This is a genomic window from Phyllobacterium brassicacearum (assembly GCF_003010955.1).
GTDB classification, from domain to species: Bacteria; Pseudomonadota; Alphaproteobacteria; order Rhizobiales; family Rhizobiaceae; genus Phyllobacterium; species Phyllobacterium brassicacearum.
Map to the genome: position 1 here is coordinate 1 of NZ_PGGO01000025.1, position 17,778 is coordinate 17,778.

Below are 17,778 nucleotides of genomic sequence, written 5' to 3' on the forward strand. Positions count from 1 at the left end.
TCAACACGATGCGATATGGGCTTTACAGAAACCGTTGGATTTTCCGGGTTTCGTCTATGGTCTCGATCGAGACACACCTCATCTGATGCGGGCGGTAACTACGGGCCTTTCAGAGCGCCTGGGAGTTTTCCAGACAGAACGGACGTTTATCGAGAAGCCCTGACCGACAAGGAGGACCTTAATGAGGGGGTGACGGGCAAGAAGCTCAGCGTGGAGCACCCTAGTCGTTAACCAAAGGAAAGCCCATGACATCGATCTATCTCGACTACAACGCGAGCACGCCGATTGATCCGGCGGTTCTGAGGGGTCGGTGAGGCCGTTGATGTAGAGAACCATGTTGAGCGGATCGAACCGCAGGCCATGAAACTTGGCGGCGAAGCGTCCACCGCGATCGATGACGTGGGTGACGATGCCGTGCATCTGCTGCCCGTCCTCGAGCGGTTCAAAACGGAGCCTGTAGTTTTCCGCCAGCTTGCGCGTCGTGTCCTCCGGCTCGCCGGGGCGTGTGGTCAGGAACATCCAGTTGTGCGTATTCAGTCCATGCGCCGGACCATAGGCCTTCAGCACATCCGGCGTATCTTTGGCAGGATCCGTGGTGATCGCTAGGAACTGCACTCGGTCGTTCATCGGCGTGGCGTTGATCTTCTTCTGAATGTCGGCGATCACCTCGGAATGGATCGGGCATACATCGGTGCAACTCGCGAAGATGAAATAGAGCACTACGATCTTGTCGGAAAAGTCGGAAAGGCGAACCACCTTCCCATATGCGTCAGCCAGCTCGAAGGGCGGCGCGGCCGGCTCGTCGATCACCTGGAAGAACTTCTCCTCGCTGCCCATGAGCTCGTCGAGATCAGCGCCCGGATGGTGAGCCAAGGCGGGCGAGACGAGGAGCAGCAACAGGAAAAGCGTGAGAAAAAATGGGTTGGCTTTCATAGGACGAACCTTTCTGACTGAAGGGGCTGAGAGGCGCACGATCGCCATCACTGCGTCTTCTCCCGCTCCCGGCGGCTCATTTCCACCTGATACTGCCGCTCTCGCTCCGGCCAAGTGCTTTTGATGAAGGAGAGCACGGCCCGGATATCGTCGTCGCTCATGACATTCCCGAAGCCCGGCATATCGCTTTGGTAGCCCCCGCCAACGACCGCCGCCGGTCCTTCTCTGGTGATGCGAAAGAGCACGCTGTCCGGATGATGCCAGGTGTGGCCGGATGCATCGTGCGGCGGCGCCGGCATCCGGCCGGAAGGCAACGGCCTCTTCCAGTTGGGCTGTCCTTCGAGCCTGGCACCGTGACAGGAGGCGCAGCGCTTAGCATAATGCGTCTTGCCGAGTGCGATTGTGGCGGCAGAGGCGTCGCTACCCGCCGTCTCGCTGGCAAGCCAGGGCCATGCCAATGCCAGTCCCAAACCCGCCGCGGCAATCCCGAGCATCGAGAAGCGGACAGACGTTCTTCTCATTTGCCGCCGCCGAAGAACAGGTACTTGACGAGCGCCGCCGCCCCAAGGGCGAGCCCGACGACGGCAAGCAGCCACGCCAGACCCATGCCGAACATCATCATGCCGCTCATGCCTTCCATCATCGCGCCACTCCTATTCCTTGGCGTAGACGCCACCGACCCCGCCGGATTTCCGGATTTCCAGCATCTCGAACGGGCCTTCCTTCGTGCCGCTCATGCCGGGCGAACCCATGGGCATACCGGGCAGTGTCACGCCTTTGATGTCGGGCCGCTCCGTCAAGAGCTTGTTGACCGTGCCGATCGGCACGTGGCCGCTCACCACATAGCCGTCGATCATGGAGAGGTGGCAGCCCTGGACGTCGTCCGGAATACCGGCCGCGCGGCTCATCGCTGTGAGGTCATGCGTCGGCTTGACGGTCACGTTAAACCCGTTTTCGCGCAGATAGTCGGCATGGCCCTCGCAGCAGCCGCATTCCGGGCTTTTGTAGAGCGTGACGTCCTTTTCGCCGGCGAGCGCCGGAGCGGCGCTCAACAGGATCGAGGCCAAGACAAGAGCTTTCAGAATATTGGACATTTGCTTCTCCTTTCGGATTGTTGGGCGGTCAGGCGACGCGGAAGACAGCCATCATGCCGCTGGCCTGGTGTTCGAGAATGTGGCAGTGGAACATCCAGTTGCCGGGATTGTCGGCGACGAAGGCGATCTCGACCTTCTCGCGCGGCGAAATCAGCACCGTGTCCTGCCATTCGCGATGATGGGTGGGTTTGCCGTTACGGGAAATCACCCGGAACGAATGACCATGCAGATGGATGGGATGATGCCACGCAGTCGCGTTGGTCATGGCGATGATGTGGCTCTTGTCTTTTTCGAACGTCAGCATCGGCTTCATGTCGTGGCTGGCCTCGTCGGCGGCGACACCGTTGATGAACCAGGCGGTACTGGAGTTCATCATCCGCATCATTCCTCCCATCATCGAGTTTGTGTTGTCCATCATGCTGCCCGGTGTGCCCAGGCCCATGCTTTTACCCATGTCCTGCGCCACCATTTCGCCCATCATGCCGCCGTTGAAGACCACCTCGTTTCTGGACGCGGCGCCGACGTCGGGTTCCGGCAACGGATTTGCAGGCAGGGCGAGCGGCCAGTCGGGCGCTCGCTCCCTCAGTGGAGTGCCGTCGTAGACAAGATCTATGAGTTGGTATTCCAGCCCTTTATAGAACCGATCGGTAACCGAAGCTCGGCTGCCGGGATTGCCGGTCATGTCGATGATCAGGTCGACACGCATCGCTGGCCCAAGCACCACTAGCCCTTTGTCTGGCGCATGCGGCGTGACCGGCTGGCCGTCGAGCGCGATCACGATCGGCTCGTGCCCCGCGAAGTCGAGGCTGAAGATGCGGGCGTTGGCGGCATTGATCAGCCGCAGGCGGATGCGTTCGCCCTTCCTGACAGTAAAACCGTCCGGCACGCGGCCGTTGATGGTCACTGTATTGCCGACGCGCCCACTATGGTGGATGTCGTGCCGGTTGCCGAAATCCTCGCTAATTGCACCCGATTTGGTCAGCCGCCAATCGCCGAGCACCCAGGTAAAGTCACGGTCGACTCGGATCGGTTCCGGCTCCTCGACGATCAGCGGGCCATAAAGCCCGCGGCCGACCTGCTCGAAACTCCTTTGGTGCGGGTGATACCAGAAGGTGCCGGCGTCGACCGCGTCGAATTCGTAGAGGAAGCGTTCGCCTGCCCCGATCGGCTTCTGGGTGAGGTGCGGCACGCCGTCCATCGCGTTTGGAACACGCACCCCATGCCAGTGGATGGTGGTTTCTTCGGCAAGGGCGTTGTCGACCGCGACGCGCAGCCGCTCGCCTTGGCGGAGGCGGATCTCCTGGCCCGGAACGGTGCCGTTGTATAACCAGGCGGCCGTCTCAGCGAGCGGCACGAGACGGACGCGCCCAGGGGCGGCACGCAACGAGATCTCGCGCGTGGCGGCAGTGCCCGGTAAAGCCGGCGATATCGGAAACATCGCGCCGGTCGCGCTTGCAGCCGCCGATGCGAGAAAGCCTCGACGCGTCAGCATCGGAGCAGAGTATCTGGACATGGTTCAACCATCCTGAAAAGCCAATGGTGTTGCGCAGGGCGCCGGAAGGCATCTCATGCGATCCGCGATCACAAGCGGCAGAAGAACCCGCCGCGCATGATCGTTGGCGCCGGCAATCGGGCATCCCGGCCGACGTCGGCTAAAGGACGATGGTTCGAGGTGGAGGCGGATCGGGCAGACCGCTGCGGCCGGCCATTTCTTCTGCCGGTGAAGCTGCAACATCGGCCGCCATAACGGCAAGCTCAAATCCTGCGGCTGCCGGAATTGCGGCGAAAGGTGCAAGACAGATCTGACCGCAGAGGGAGGCTTTGCCGTCGTCGCCAGGCGGACAGCCATCGCAGTCGCCCATGTCTCCGTCGGCCATCGCGGCTGGGGACATGGCAAGGGACATGCTCGTCACATTCGCCGCATGCGCAACAGTGCCCGCGGCAAATACCGCAAGCAGGACAATCGCGAAAATGCGTGCCAGTCTGTCCATGAGCTCATGCTATCCCGTTTCTGCGTCATGTCCAGACACAAGCTGTTGCTACAGATCGTCGTTGAAAAGTGTGACCTTGAAAGCTATTGGGGGACGGAAGCGCCAATTGGAATGCTCAAATGGGATCCGATCCCTTTGAAAGGGAAGCCTGCACGCGTCCAATCGTGCGATAGACTGTTGGTCTGGAGACTGAAAAGACCTCCGCCAGGTCGCTGATGGAATTCTCTCCGCTATCGTGCATCCGGCGCAGTTCCCTTTGTTGTTCGTCAGACAGCTTTGGCTGTTTTTCCGCGCAACTTCCCCTTGGCGCGCGCGATCGCCATTCCTTCACGTGTCCGCATCCGCGAAAGTGGCGAGGACGTTGAAGAACATCTTTCCCATCGGCTCGGTCGGATCATAGACGCTCGAACCCGAACGACGGGAAACGTGTCAAAGAGGCTCGTGTCGGATGGGCGGTAGGAGACCCCGTCAGCGGTGGTCGATTCCTCGGCGCAAAGCGGACTCTATGACGCACGGTGCTTGGCGTTTGTCGGCAGTGTCCCAGTGAGAACGAGTGCGCGCACTCTTAATGGTCCGAAAGTGCCTCAATGACCCGGCACTCGCAGACGCTGCCTTGCTTGCATCCCTCGACCATTGCCTCCAACTCCGCCTTTAAGGCGTTGAGGCTGCGGATGCGCTGATCGACCTCAATGAGCCGGGTTCTTGCGATCCGGTCAGCAGTTCCGCACGGCTGGGATGGGTCATCCTGCAATGCCAACAATGTGCGGATTGCATCGAGTTCGAATCCGAGTTCCCGCGAATGGCGTATGAAAGCCAGCCGCCTGATGTCATCCTCCCGGTAGGATCGTCGATTGCCAACCGTGCGCGGCGGAGCCGGCAGCAACCCGATTTGCTCGTAATACCTTATGGTCGGAACCTTCACGCCGCTGCGTTGTGCGGCCGCTCCGATCGAAACTTCGTTCGACATTCTGCTTGCTCCTCTAGTCACTAGAGGATGTAGAGTCGGCGGAAGGAAAGTCAACGGAGATTGCATCATGACGGCAACGCCGAACCAGGCACGATTCCGCGTCGAAGGGATGGAATGCGCCAGCTGTGCGACAAAAATCGACAACGCCATCAGGCGGATGCCCGGGATCGTCGAGGTGTCGACCTCAATCACCGCACAGGTTTTGACCGTTCAGCATGACGGCAACGCCGACTTGCGTGCCCTCCAGAAGAAGATCGGCGGTCTCGGCTACCGGGTTGCGCCGATTGCCATGAAGGATGATACCGATCGAGCCGATGCAGGTGATCATCATGAAGGTCATGCCGAGCGGACTACGGCAATGCGCAGCGACGACGATCATCGGCCATCGGCAGCATGGTGGAAAAGCCGCAAGGGTTTGCTGACGATTGCCAGCGGAATCGCTCTCGCCGCCGCATACGGTATCGGAAAGCTGTTTCCGGACACAGCCCAATGGGCTTTCATCGTCGCCATGCTGGTCGGCCTTGTCCCGATCGCACAGCGGGCGATCATGGCGGCGCTTGCGGGAACACCGCTCTCTATCGAAATGCTCATGACAGTCGCTGCCGTCGGCGCGGTGATTATTGGAGCGGGTGAGGAAGCGGCCGCCGTTGTCTTCCTGTTCCTGATCGGCGAGTTGCTCGAAGGCGTGGCTGCAGGCAGGGCAAGGGCAAGCATCCAGGGGCTGGCCGACCTCGTGCCGAAGATCGCGCTCGTCGAACGCAATAGGGAGACGGTCTCGATCGCGGCCGACAGACTGGCGGTCGGAGATGTCGTTCTTGTCCGTCCGGGCGACCGCATCTCCGCCGACGGTGAGGTCACCGAAGGTTCGAGTGAAATCGATGAATCTCCGGTGACGGGTGAAAGCACGCCCAAGCGCAAAAACGTCGGCGACACTGTGTTCGCCGGAACCATCAACACCGATGGTGTTCTGCGCATTCGCGTGACGGCTACTTCCGAAGACAACACGATTGCCCGTGTCATAAGGCTGGTCGCGGAAGCACAGGAAAGCAAGGCACCGACCGAACGCTTCATCGACCGTTTTTCGCGTTATTACACGCCGGGCGTCATGGTCGCTGCGGCCCTCGTCGCCGTGGTGCCGCCGCTGCTCTTGGGCGGATCATGGGGTGAATGGGTTTACAAAGGCCTCGCCATCCTGTTGATCGGCTGCCCTTGCGCGCTCGTCATCTCGACGCCCGCCGCCATTGCCGCAGGGCTTTCCGCAGGCGCAAGGCGCGGCCTCCTGATGAAAGGCGGGGTGGTGCTCGAAACCTTTGGCAAAATCACAGCGGTCGCCTTCGACAAGACCGGAACGCTAACCGAGGGCAAGCCCGTCGTCACCGACATCGTCTCTTTCGGAACACCGGAAAAGCAGGTTCTCTCGCTCGCAGCGGCTCTGGAAACAGGTTCGAGCCATCCGCTTGCGACTGCCATCCTCGACAGGGCCAAGGCCGACAAGGCAGCCGTACCTCCGGCCACAACCGCGAAAGCGGTGTCCGGCAAGGGGGTCGAAGGCAATGTCGGCGGCAAGGCAGTGTTCCTTGGTTCGCCCCAAGCGGCGGGAGAGAGGGCTGCGCTAAACCCAGAGCAAGTATCGGCGATTGCCGCACTGAACGACCAGGGTAAAACGGTCTCGGTGTTGGTCACCGACAACGAACTTGCTGGCCTTCTGGCTATGCGTGATGAACCGCGTGTAGATGCAGCCCGCGGATTGGCCATGTTGAGGGAATCCGGCGTGAAGTCAGTCATGCTGACCGGAGACAACCGCAGGACCGCAGAAGCCATAGCCAGCAAGCTCGGAATCGAACCCAGGGCGGAACTGATGCCTGAGGACAAGCAGCGCATCGTCGGCGACCTGCAGCGCGCGGGCCTTGTCGTCGCCAAGGTCGGTGACGGCATCAACGACGCCCCCGCTCTGGCAGCCGCCGATGTCGGCATTGCCATGGGTGGCGGTACCGACGTGGCGCTCGAAACCGCCGATGCCGCGATCCTGCACGGGCGGGTGATCGACGTCGCCAATATGATCGACCTGTCAAAGCGGGTGATGGGCAACATCCGCCAGAACATAACCGTCGCTCTGGGCCTGAAGGCTGTCTTCCTGGTGACAACTGTCATCGGCATCACAGGCTTGTGGCCAGCAATCCTGGCCGACACCGGAGCGACGGTGTTGGTGACGGCGAACGCGATGCGGCTGCTGGCATGGAAGGGTCGGTCCGATTAGCCTCGGATCGACTGTTCATTTGACCGCGAAAAACCAATCCCGACAAACGATTTCCACGTGCTGGCCAATGACCGCTGCTGTGCCCAAAGCAGCCCTAAGGTAAGGCGCGTCACATAGTGCTGAGGATTCCGCGCCATTTATCGATGAAAGTCACACCGTTTGGCTTGGCTGCTCGCCATGTTGGAAAGCTTGTTGCCAACTTTAAAAGGGGCGATCGACGAACTGGAGCGATAGTCAGATGACAATCAAAGTCAGGGTGCCCCAGGGTGCATGCGTCGGCGTCATATAGCGCTGATGATTTCGCACTATTTACCGCTGAAAGCCACAGGGCACGCAAGGTGCGCGATTGTGGCAGCAAGGTTGAATTGTCGCATCTCTCGCAAAGTAGAAATGTCATCCTGACAGCCGCTGAGGCTCGTCGCCGGGTAGGGCGGAGACCTCAATCTCGCAGCCCGGACCGGCGACATTCGACTGGGCAGTAGCGGCCTGTTCCCGCATTCTGCGCTCCCTTCGTTGCTCGACCCAGTCGTTCTTCCGAGATGGTTTGCGATCGCGTTTTTGATAGGCGATAACCTCGCTGTTGGTCTTTACTCTCGGCGGCGGCGACGGATCCTGCTGCGCCTTGATCACCGACAGCACATCGCCCAGTCTTTTGTTCTCGGTCACGGCTGCATGGGTGATCCGTTGATCCTTGTCGAACATTTTGTAGGGCAGGGTAACGCCTTTCCAGCGCATCTCCAGGCGGCCGTCGGCAAAGGCGTAGGTGTCGATATATTTGCCGACCAGACCGCGGGTAATCTCATTCTCCTCCAGCATGATGCGCTTGCGCTCATAGGAGAATGCCAACTGCTCCCCGACATAGCGCTGTTCCCGCTTGCACAGGATGTCGCGCATCCGATCCGGGACAATATTGAGCGGCCGATGCAGATTCTCCGGGCGGATCGCAGCAACAGCAAATTGTGCGTTGAACCGCTCCATGAAGCTGGGCAGGAAGGCGTTGCCTTCTGCCATATCGCTGATGCCCGCCAGCCGCAGTTCCTTGACCAGACGGTCCTGCAAGGTGCGGTTGACCCGCTCGACACGACCCTTGGCCTGACTGGAATTTGCACAAAGAATCTCGATGTTTAACTCGCACAGCGCCCGGCCGAACTGCGAACACCGAATGCTTGTCGGAGTAGAACGCAACTGGACGGCCATGGACCTTAAGGTAGAGCTCCAAAGCCTCGAAATAGGTGAAGGCGCTTTCCGAGCGCACAAACAAAAGCTGCATCAGCCTGCCAGTCGCATCATCGATGAACACCAGCAGCGTGCACCGATCGCCTCGATCTTCAAACCAGCGATGATCGCTGCCGTCGATCTGGATCAGCTCGCCATAACACTCACGCCGCAACCGCGGCTGACGAAACGTCCGGCGCTGTTGGCGCGACAGCCAGATGCCGGCATCCGCCATCCACTTACGCAACGTCTCGCGCGAAACCGAAAACCCGTGCTCGGCCAGCTTCTCGGCCGCCAGTGTCGGCCCAAAGTCCGCGTAGCGTTCGCGCACCAGTTGCAGCGCCAAGTCACGCACGCCATCCTTGATGCGGTTGTTCGACCGGCGGCCACGGCTCTGATGACGCAGCGCCGGCGCGCCTTCGAGACAGAATGTCCGCACGATCCTTTGCACCTGGCGAACACTCAGCGACAGCACAATTGCCGCCGACGCCAGCGTGCGGCGACCTTCAACAACCTCCGATAAAACCTCGATGCGATGCAGTTCGCGTTCGCTCATTAAAATCCATCCCAAAATCTGAATCCCATATCTCGTTGCGATGAACGAGAAGGTGACACCTAGACATTTCTACTTTGCAGAAACAGGACACTTTAACTTTGCGGCTACACGCGATTTGTGGCATAAGTTCTATTATGGAACTCACAGGCGGTTTCGTTGGGGTTGCTTTTTAGCTCAAACCGCTTTTTACGAAACTGTGGAATCCTCGTGTGTTTGTTTTCTTCCGAATAGTCCGAGGCCAGGTGGTATCTCGTGGTGACGTTGGGAATAGTTTCAATCCATCTGCTGGCGGCGCCATGCGTCTACGTCGCCTTCCGCCTCTTCACATGGGGGCTCGTTCCTCTCACGCTTATCGGGGAGCAGCGGCAGGATCTCTTCTATGAAGACCTTCATCAAATGCACTGGGAGCGCTGCTGTCGAGGCGAAGCGAGGTCGTGCCGGGCACGGCGAAGGCGTTGATACGGCGCGGGCGTGTCGTCGAACCAGCACTTCATGGCACGGCGTTACATGTAGACTCGATCAGGTTGCCGAACTTCTGCCCCTCGGCCTCCACCAGCCACCAACCCACACCGCAACCATCTTAATCTTTCATCGGCTCACCTAGCGTATGCATGAGGCGGTTCGCCCAACCGAAGATGGCGGCGGACAGGACGAGATCGAGAGACTCCAGTTCGTCGAGCCCGACGTCAGCCAGCGCCTGCGCGTCGTCCGCGGTAGCCTCGGGCGGCGTAGTCGACAGCCGCGCCGAGAAGTCGAAGATCGCCTGGAGATGCTCGTCGAGCGTCGTCTCGAGACCGTCGGCGAACACGGCGTCGATGACGTCCGTGCGTTTTGTCAGGTTGTTGAACCGCGAGGCGTGCACGGCTGCGCAATAGACGCAGCGGTTGACGACCGACGCCGCGACTGCGCCCAGCTCGCGCTCGCTCGATGCCAGCCCGTCCTTGCCGTACATGATCAGGTTGAATAGGGGCGAGCGGACCGTGAGCGTCTCGGGGTCGTGCGCCAGGGTGAGCACATAGGGCGAGATGCCCTTGTTGGACGGCGTCGTCTGCATCGCCGCGTGCTGCTCGTCGGTGGCGGTCGCGAAGTCGACAGGAACGACATAGGGCTGCCAGCGCGGCACCGTGGTGGTGAATGTGTGGACGACCTCGCTCATCGCATTTCTCCAAGCAGCTTCAGGCCGGCGAGAACGCGAACCTGGTAATTGACGAAGGCCGCAAGCTCCGCGAGTCGTACGATGTCGGCGTCGGTTACGCCGACATCGCGCAACGCGTCCACATGGGCACGCGTCGCATCGCGTGGTGCGACCGTCAGTCGGTCGGCATGACGGACGATCTCCGCGACACGCGGGTCCGGCACGTTCGCGTCGGGGTCGGCGAGCGGGGCCGTCGCCGGTTCGTCGGCGCGGGCGACCAAGGTGTCGTAATGGCTTGCTAATGCCGGGCTGCGGTTGTGGCGGGCCATGCGGGCGGCGAGCGCGGCCCTGATGCCGTGCGACAGCCCGCCGGGATCGCGTGGCAGAAGTACGGCGTCGTGTGCGGCCTCGCTCAGGCGCAGGATCTCTGCGCGCTTCTCCATGGCTTGCGCGAGCGCGGAGCCCGGTCTCGCGGAGGCAAGGGTTTCGATGAGTGTCAAAACAAGCTCCTCAGTACGTCACGGAACATGTGCTCTAGGTAGGCGCGACGCGCCATTATGTCAAATAGCAATGAAGATCTACTTTTTATGCGCAACTTTCATCTATTAGTGATCGCCAATTGAGAAATGTCATGCTTTACTGACATGAAGGATGGTGTTTGATGTCTAATATGCATTCTAACTCTTTCGATATCCGACAACTTGAAGCCTTCGCAGCGGTCATGTCCGCCGGTAGCGTGACCGGAGCGGCACGGGTGCTTGGCCGGTCGCAGCCGGCGGTCACCCGGCTTATTCAGGATCTGGAAGCCGATATCGGCTACGCGCTCCTGTATCGGAGCGGACCTCGCATCACCCCGACAGCGCGAGGCCTACTGTTTCACGCCGAGGTGGAGCGCCATCTCGCAAGCCTTGCCCACATCCGCGAACGGGCGAACGCCATTGGTCTCGACGAGCCGGCGTCGCTGACGATCGCTGCCACGCCGTCGCTAGCGGCCGGCGTCCTGCCGCAGGCGATCGCGGCCGTCGCACCCAGCCTGCTTCCGCGTCATCTTCATGTGCAGGCGCTGGCCGCCGAGAACGTCGTGCAGGCCGTGCTCGCCCGTTCGGCGGATTTCGGGATCGCAAGCCTTCCGCTGGAACATCCCGGCCTCGAGGTACACTGGGTCGCCGATGTGCCGTGTGTCGTCGCCCTCGCCGCTAACGATCCGCTCGCCGAGAGCGACGTCGTGCGCCTCGCCGATCTTGCCGACCGCCGCATCATCACCCTTGCGAACCCATATCGCCTGCGGCACCGCATCGACGAGGCTCTGGAAAGGGCGGGCGTCACGCCGCAACGGATGATCGATGTCAATGCCTCGATGACGGCTCTCACAATGGTCCGAGCGGGGCTGGGAGCCGCCATCGTCGAGCCGGCGACCGTCGTCGGCGTTCCGCTCGAGGGCATCGCGATGCGTGTGCTCGACCACACCATCCCTTTTGTGTTCGGCGCGATTTCACCTGCCACGATGCCGCTTACTCCGACCGTCTCCGCCGTGATCGAAGCGGCGCGCGCGGTGGCCCTGGCGATGCCCGGTTGCCGACTGCATGACTCGGGCGGCCTCGAGGCCTTGGCCGACACCGTCTACGGACAAACCCCGCTGCCCGAAGGAATGCCGTCATGAGCGCCCTGTCCTCCTTTCCGAACGGACTCGACGCCCTCGAGGCGCGCCTGCGGCAGGATCTTGCCTGGCTGGAACTGCCGGGTAAGTCCTGGGTCCCTCCCCGCGACGTCGATGGCCAACGCGTCGTCGACGTCGTGATCATCGGCGGGGGCATGGCCGGGCTCGTCGCTTCGGGCATGCTGAAGCGGCTCGGCGTCGCCAACCACGTTGTCCTCGACATGGCGCCCGCCGGTCGGGAAGGTCCGTGGGTCACCTTCGCGCGGATGCGAACACTCCGCTCCCCCAAGCAGTTGACCGGACCGGCGATGGGGCTGCCGGCGCTCACGTTCCGCGCCTACTACGAGGCGCTGCATGGCCGCGAAGCCTGGGTCGCGCTCGACAGGGCACCGCGCGAGACGTGGATGGACTACCTGGTCTGGTACCGCCGCGTGCTCGACCTGCCGGTGCGCAACGGGGTCACCGTCGACGCTATCCTCCCGCGTCCGGACGACATGCTCGACATCGTATGCCGTCAGGACGGCCACACCAAAACGATGATCGCCCGCCACGTGGTGCTCGCGACAGGCCGCGACGGTCTCGGCGGCCCCTTCGTTCCTCCCATCGCCGACGACATCGAGCGCAAGTTCTGGGCCCATACCGCTGACGCTATCGATTTCGCCGCACTCCGCGGCAAGCGCGTCGGCGTGGTAGGAGCCGGCGCTTCTGCGATGGACAACGCCGCCACCGCGCTCGAGGCCGCGGCGGCACGGCTCGACCTATTCGTGCGCAGGACGGATCTGCCACGGATCAACAAGTTCACCGGCATCGGCAGCCACGGCGTGGTGCACGGCTTCGCCGGCCTGCCCGACGACTGGAAGTGGCGTTTTCTCGACTACGCCATGCGGGCGCAGACGCCGCCACCCCGCCCCAGCGTTCTGCGCGTCAGCGCCTTTCCGCAGGCCCATCTCCATCTGAAAAGCCCAATCACCGGGCTGGAGCAGCACGGCGATCACGTCGTGGTGACGACGCCGAAGGGCCGCTATCCCGTCGACTTCCTGATCTTCGGCACCGGCTTCAAGATCGAGCTGACGAACCGGCCGGAGCTCGCCGCCGTCGCACCCTACATCCGCCTGTGGCGTGACCGCTTCCCCGCACCGGCTGACATGCCGAACGGCGAACTCGAAGCCTCGCCCGATCTTGGAAACGCGTTCGAATTCCTCGAAACAGAGCCGGGTGCCTGCCCGGCGCTCTCCCGGATACACTGCTTCAACTTTCCAGCTACGCTGAGCCACGGCAAGCTCACGGGTGACATTCCTGCCATCAGCGAAGGTGCCGACCGGCTAGCGCGTGGCATCGTCAGGGCGCTCTTCGTCGCCGACCGCGAGCGCCATTTCGCCGATCTGCAAGCCTTCGACACGCCCGAACTCCTCGGAGACGAATGGGCGGACGACGAGACCGAATCGCTTCCCGAACTTTCCTCCGAAAGGACGTCGACCTGAAATGCTTGAACTCAAAAACCTAAAGCTGTCCTACGGAAGCACGCAGATTCTGAACGGCGTCGATCTCTCCGTGAAGCGCGGAGACGTGGTGTCGATCATCGGCCCCAGCGGTACCGGCAAGACGACGCTGCTGAAGTGTATCAACTACCTGGTAAAGCCGGCGTCCGGCACCATCGGGTTCGATAAGCTCAAGATGGACTACCAGCGCCCGGACAACACCGCGATACAGGCGATCCGGCTCCGGACGGCCATGGTCTTCCAGCAGTTCAACGTCTTCAAGAACATGACGGTCATTCAGAACGTGATGGATCCGCTCGTGGTCGTGCAGCGCAAGTCAAAGGACGAGGCGCGGGCGATCGCCCTGCAGGAGCTCGATCGGGTAGGCCTCTCCGACAAGCTGGACAGCTACCCGTCCCAGCTCTCCGGTGGCCAGCTCCAGCGGACCGGCATCGCGCGGGCGCTCGCGGTCAAACCGGACGTGATGCTCTTCGACGAACCCACGTCGTCGCTCGATCCCGAACTCGTCGGCGAAGTTCTTAGGGTGATCAAGGACGTCACGTCGTCGGGGATCACCTCGCTGCTCGTCACCCACGAGATGCAGTTCGCAAAGAACATCTCGAACCGCATCGTCTTCATGGATCGGGGCGTCGTCGCCGCCGACGGCAGCCCAACCGAGATCTTCGACGCGCCGTCGAATCCACGCCTTGCCCAATTCCTCAATTCCGAGCTTGCAATCCAGTAGAGAAAGGATGCCTGACATGCCTTCTATTAAGTCAACTTCCCGCCGCACTTTCGGCCTCGCCGTAGCCGGCGTCGCATTTGTTCTCGCAACGGCTGGCGTATCCCATGCCCAGGACGTGCGCGCCATCAAGATCGCGACGGCGGCCGAATCCAAGCCGCTGTCCTGGGGTGCGATCGGCGTCGAGCCGCAGGGCTACGAGCCCGACGTCCTGAAAGCCATCAACGCGAAGCTGCCCCAGTACAAGTTCGAGATGGAAGGCGCCGCCGACATCGCTCAGGAGACGGGCCTCGTCACTGGCAAGTACGACATCGCGACCGGCGGCTACTACCGTGCGCCCGCTCGCGAAAAGCAGTTTCTCATTCCGGAGAGCCCTATTGGCGCCAGCCTGATCAAAATCTATAGCCGCAAAGACAGCGGCATCAACGAGATGAAGGATCTCGTCGGCAAGAAAATCGTGCCCGTCACTGCCGGCGGCGGCATCTACAAGTTCGCCACGGCGTGGCAGGAACAGAACCCCGACTATAAGATCGAGATCACCGCTTCCAGCGCCGGCATTCCATATCCGGATCGCCTGAAGGAGGTCCAGAACGGCAAGTACGACGCGCTGGTTCTGCCGTCCAACCTTGGCGAGCAGACGGTCATCGACCAGCAGAAGCTCGACATCAAGGCGAGCGAGCCCGTCGCTATCAACAACACCTTCGTCCTGATCCACCGCTCCGAGGAGAACAAGGCCCTCTCCGAAGACATCGACAAGGCGCTGAAGGAACTCAAGGCCGACGGCACGCTCGCCAAGCTCTCGCAGAAATGGTTCGGCGAGGACATCACCACGTACATGAAGTAAGGTCCGGTTGAGACACCGGCGATCAGGCTCAAGACTGAAAGAAGGAGTGTTCCGAAGTGGACTTATCCATAATGATCCCAGAGCTGCTATTGGCGCTGCCGCTGACGCTTGCGATCACGTTCACGGCCATGATCGCCGGCTTCGTGCTGGCCTTGATTACGACGACGTTCCGGGTGCGCAGGACGCCCGTGGTCAGCCAATTTGCCGACCTTTACGTGTCCTATGCCCGCAGCGTCCCCGTCGTGCTCCAGTTGTTCGTCGCCTTTTACGGGCTTCCGTTGGTGGTTGACCTGTTCGATGTCGAGGACTTCGTGTCCCCTAACGTGGCGGCGATGGTCGGCCTCAGCCTCTACCATGGAGGATATCTCTCCGAGGTTCTACGGCCAGCCTATCTCGCCGTAGAACGAGGTCAGCACGACGCCGCGGACAGTCTCGGATACACGTTCCGTCAAAAGATCCTTCGCGTCGTCGGGCCGCAGGCCGTGCACATCGCCCTGCCCGGCTACGGCAACGCGATCATCTACCTGATCCACAACGTCGCGCTCGTCATGTACATCGGGGCCGCGGACGTGATGGCGACCGCCCATCTCGTCATGGAGCGGGACTACAATCAGTACCAGTTTGAGACCTATCTCGTGCTGGCGGCGATCTATTCGCTGCTGTGCCTCGTGGCATGGCTCGTCGTCCGCTTCTTCGAAATGCGGAACTCGAAGTTCGCGCTAACGGCCACGCCGGCCAAGGTTACCATGATGGCAAGCGTCTGATCGAAGAGGAGGTCATCACATGTTCGATTCCGAAGTTCTTCTTCCCGATCTCTGGGACATCCTTGGCGCGGTTCCCGTGACGCTCACCATGGCGCTTGCGATCTTCGTCCTCTCCACGATCGTAGGCAGCCTGTTTGCGATGGTCGAATATCGGCGGGTACCAGTGCTGCGGGAGCTCGTCGTTGCGTACAAGGTCGCCTTCAAGGGCGTCCCGATGGTGATCGTGATCTTCCTCGCCTACTACGGCCTTCCACCGGCCCTCCAGTTCCTGGCCTCGTTGATCGGGATCGAGTTCAACGGTCACGCGACGCCGAACTGGGTCACGCTCATCGTCGCGTTGACCGCCTGTGTTTCCGCGTTCCAGGCGGAGGTCGTGAAAGGCGCCCTGAACTCCTTTGACACCGGTCAGGCGGACGCGGCCTACTCGTTGGGCTACAAACGCAGCCAATTGTTCCGACGGGTCATGCTTCCCCAGGTGATCGTCGCGGCAATCCCGGACCTCGCCAACTCGTTCATGGTGATCATGAAGGCGCTCTCTCTTGGGTTTGCCATCGAGGTTGTCGATATCTTTGCGCAGTCGCAACTGACCGCCGCGCTGAATTTCTACTACCTCGAAGCCTTCTTGATCGCGGTCGTCATCTACATGGTGATCGCCTATATCGTCACACATGGCGCCGACCGGGTGGAAGCGGCCCTTAGGGCGCGGACCTAGGGGAGAGTCGCTATAAAGAGAACCCTCGACGATGGCGGACTTCGTTGAGGAGCCTCTGAAGATGTCGGTGGGAGACGGCGAGGTCGCGCCCCCCAGCGGAGCGCACTGAAATAAGCTAGGAGAGACGCTTCAGGCGTCGCGCTACGATACCGCCTTCGACGAGCTTCACTCCGGGTCCGTGGCCGCGCTGACGAGAATCTTGTCGACACGCCGGCGTCAAGATCGACGACTTCGAACTTCCACCCGTTCTTGACGAAAGACTCTCCTGTATTTCGCCCGCAATGGCAACTGAACAATTTCATTCATTGACATGTTGAATGAAATTATACATAAAGAGGCACCCGGGAAATTTTCATTCAAACCACCGAGGAGTCCCAATGTCACCATCAGAGACACTCGAGTTCCATGCTCCAGGCGTCGGCCTTTCTTTCCGTGCAAAACTGCTTGTGAATGAGAACCCGGACGTCATCGAGCAGGTGCTCGCACAACTTCCACTTCAGAGCGTTCTTGGCCATGTAGTCGTATCCGGAGAGGCCATTTGGATGCCAACCCGCATCGTCCACATTGGCCGAAACAACATGGTCCAACGGCACCCCGGCGCTGTCTATCTCTATGCGCCCGGTCAGACGATCTGCCTGACCTATGGTCGTATCACTGAAAGTGCCACCGTTAACAAGTTTGCCGAAGTCTTCGAGGAAGACCTGCCAATCCTGAGGCAACTCGGTGAGTTGGTTTATGAGCAGACGATTGCTCAGCCACGCCGCTCGATCATCGAAATTAATGTCCGGAGGGCAGCCTAATGTCCGTGATCAAAAAATTCGAAGGCGACTGGCGCGAAGCGAAGGCTATCATCGAAAAGGAGATCGACCGTGTCTGGTTCAACGAGCCGGAAGAAATCCAGAAGATCCGCTGGGGCGTAATCGACAGCGGCGCCGGCAGTGGCGAGCAGTCGTTTTCAGTTCTCGTGCATCTTGAAGCTTATCTGATGCTGGTTGGTGCTGATGTTATGTATCGGTTCCTGAAAATCTCACAATACGAGGACATGGAGCTTAAGACGCTCAACCGCATGACACGCGAGTTTCTGACAGGCACCTTCAACGTGTTTGAGTTCATGACGGACCTCGGTATCACCAACATGCATCAGATCGGTCAGATGTACTCGGATGCACTCGATACGGTGTCGACCAAAGAAGAGTATGTGCAATTGACCGGGGCAATGATGACCTATGTCATCCGCATGCACCGATGGATCCACTTCATCTTTCCGTGGAATCTTGGCGTTGCGTTCCCGCATCGCAAGCCGGCGGAAGTGCTGTCAATCGCGAAAATCGCTGCGAACACTTAGACAGCGCATCTCCTCCTAATATGATGCAAACCAAAGCCCCGGCCACAAGTCGGGGCTTTGGTTTTCCGGCCGGTTCAAATATACATTA

General features: G+C 60.7%; 19 protein-coding genes and 1 pseudogene. 9 read left to right on the forward strand and 11 right to left on the reverse strand.

From position 1 onward, the window contains the following. Positions 1-78 precede the first annotated feature (78 nt). The 8 genes from CU102_RS23830 to CU102_RS23860 all read right to left on the reverse strand — a co-directional run bounded on the left by CU102_RS23830 (position 79) and on the right by CU102_RS23860 (position 4,985). Positions 79-981 carry an SCO family protein gene (locus CU102_RS23830; RefSeq protein WP_245425514.1) on the reverse strand — a complete coding sequence of 301 codons (903 nt, stop codon included), beginning with the start codon at positions 979-981 and terminating at the stop codon, positions 79-81. Beyond that, positions 981-1,454: a c-type cytochrome gene (locus CU102_RS23835; protein WP_106713332.1), complete on the reverse strand. Its 474-nt coding sequence runs from the start codon at positions 1,452-1,454 to the stop codon at positions 981-983. Before CU102_RS23835 ends, CU102_RS23830 begins: the two co-directional genes overlap by 1 nt. Next, positions 1,451-1,576: a hypothetical protein gene (locus CU102_RS30910; protein ID WP_280951923.1), complete on the reverse strand. Its 126-nt coding sequence runs from the start codon at positions 1,574-1,576 to the stop codon at positions 1,451-1,453. The genes CU102_RS23835 and CU102_RS30910 overlap by 4 nt, the downstream gene beginning before the upstream one ends. A 10-nt stretch (positions 1,577-1,586) precedes the next feature. After that, positions 1,587-2,027 carry a DUF411 domain-containing protein gene (locus CU102_RS23840; protein ID WP_106713580.1) on the reverse strand — a complete coding sequence of 147 codons (441 nt, stop codon included), beginning with the start codon at positions 2,025-2,027 and terminating at the stop codon, positions 1,587-1,589. Between the two features lie 28 nt (positions 2,028-2,055). Continuing rightward, on the reverse strand, positions 2,056-3,540 hold the full coding sequence (locus CU102_RS23845; protein ID WP_106713581.1) for a multicopper oxidase family protein: 1,485 nt from the start codon (positions 3,538-3,540) through the stop codon (positions 2,056-2,058). A 139-nt stretch (positions 3,541-3,679) separates the two neighbouring features. Beyond that, complete coding sequence (locus CU102_RS23850) at positions 3,680-4,018, reverse strand: hypothetical protein (protein ID WP_106713582.1); 339 nt, start codon at positions 4,016-4,018, stop codon at positions 3,680-3,682. 115 nt (positions 4,019-4,133) lie between these two features. Beyond that, on the reverse strand, positions 4,134-4,259 hold the full coding sequence (locus tag CU102_RS30570; RefSeq protein WP_245425505.1) for a helix-turn-helix domain-containing protein: 126 nt from the start codon (positions 4,257-4,259) through the stop codon (positions 4,134-4,136). A gap of 324 nt (positions 4,260-4,583) precedes the next feature. Further along, entirely contained in the window at positions 4,584-4,985 is a 402-nt protein-coding gene (locus CU102_RS23860) for a MerR family transcriptional regulator (protein WP_106713583.1), read from the reverse strand. 67 nt (positions 4,986-5,052) lie between these two features. Between CU102_RS23860 and CU102_RS23865 the strand changes: the two genes are divergently transcribed. Further along, positions 5,053-7,242 carry a heavy metal translocating P-type ATPase gene (locus tag CU102_RS23865; protein WP_106713584.1) on the forward strand — a complete coding sequence of 730 codons (2,190 nt, stop codon included), beginning with the start codon at positions 5,053-5,055 and terminating at the stop codon, positions 7,240-7,242. A gap of 393 nt (positions 7,243-7,635) precedes the next feature. Here the strand turns inward: CU102_RS23865 and CU102_RS23870 are convergent. From CU102_RS23870 to CU102_RS23880, 3 genes and pseudogenes are all read right to left on the reverse strand, one after another. After that, positions 7,636-9,028: pseudogene (locus CU102_RS23870) on the reverse strand (ISNCY family transposase). A gap of 565 nt (positions 9,029-9,593) precedes the next feature. Further along, positions 9,594-10,169, reverse strand: coding sequence for a peroxidase-related enzyme (locus tag CU102_RS23875; RefSeq protein WP_106713585.1), 576 nt, complete (start codon positions 10,167-10,169; stop codon positions 9,594-9,596). Beyond that, on the reverse strand, positions 10,166-10,648 hold the full coding sequence (locus CU102_RS23880; RefSeq protein ID WP_106713586.1) for a CMD domain-containing protein: 483 nt from the start codon (positions 10,646-10,648) through the stop codon (positions 10,166-10,168). The genes CU102_RS23875 and CU102_RS23880 overlap by 4 nt, the downstream gene beginning before the upstream one ends. Before the next feature lie 161 nt (positions 10,649-10,809). On the opposite strand from CU102_RS23880, the gene CU102_RS23885 reads away from it, so the two are divergent. The 8 genes from CU102_RS23885 to CU102_RS23920 all read left to right on the forward strand — a co-directional run bounded on the left by CU102_RS23885 (position 10,810) and on the right by CU102_RS23920 (position 17,690). Further along, on the forward strand, positions 10,810-11,808 hold the full coding sequence (locus CU102_RS23885; protein WP_106713587.1) for a LysR family transcriptional regulator: 999 nt from the start codon (positions 10,810-10,812) through the stop codon (positions 11,806-11,808). After that, on the forward strand, positions 11,805-13,286 hold the full coding sequence (locus CU102_RS23890) for an NAD(P)-binding domain-containing protein (RefSeq protein WP_106713588.1): 1,482 nt from the start codon (positions 11,805-11,807) through the stop codon (positions 13,284-13,286). Before CU102_RS23885 ends, CU102_RS23890 begins: the two co-directional genes overlap by 4 nt. Before the next feature lies 1 nt (position 13,287). After that, entirely contained in the window at positions 13,288-14,028 is a 741-nt protein-coding gene (locus CU102_RS23895) for an amino acid ABC transporter ATP-binding protein (RefSeq protein ID WP_106713589.1), read from the forward strand. A 16-nt stretch (positions 14,029-14,044) separates the two neighbouring features. Then, positions 14,045-14,869 (forward strand): amino acid ABC transporter substrate-binding protein, encoded by an 825-nt coding sequence (locus tag CU102_RS23900; RefSeq protein WP_106713639.1) that lies wholly within the window; start codon positions 14,045-14,047, stop codon positions 14,867-14,869. 56 nt (positions 14,870-14,925) lie between these two features. Next, positions 14,926-15,633 carry an amino acid ABC transporter permease gene (locus tag CU102_RS23905; protein ID WP_106713590.1) on the forward strand — a complete coding sequence of 236 codons (708 nt, stop codon included), beginning with the start codon at positions 14,926-14,928 and terminating at the stop codon, positions 15,631-15,633. Between the two features lie 19 nt (positions 15,634-15,652). Then, a complete protein-coding gene (locus CU102_RS23910; protein ID WP_106713591.1) occupies positions 15,653-16,345 on the forward strand; it encodes an amino acid ABC transporter permease in 693 nt (230 codons plus the stop codon). A 377-nt stretch (positions 16,346-16,722) separates the two neighbouring features. After that, the gene (locus CU102_RS23915; RefSeq protein ID WP_106713592.1) at positions 16,723-17,145 is read left to right on the forward strand and encodes a DUF3830 family protein; all 423 of its coding nucleotides are present in this window, start codon (positions 16,723-16,725) and stop codon (positions 17,143-17,145) included. Continuing rightward, positions 17,145-17,690, forward strand: a complete 546-nt coding sequence (locus tag CU102_RS23920) for a cucumopine synthase-related protein (protein ID WP_106713593.1) — start codon at positions 17,145-17,147, stop codon at positions 17,688-17,690. Before CU102_RS23915 ends, CU102_RS23920 begins: the two co-directional genes overlap by 1 nt. The last annotated feature ends 88 nt before the right edge of the window (positions 17,691-17,778 follow it).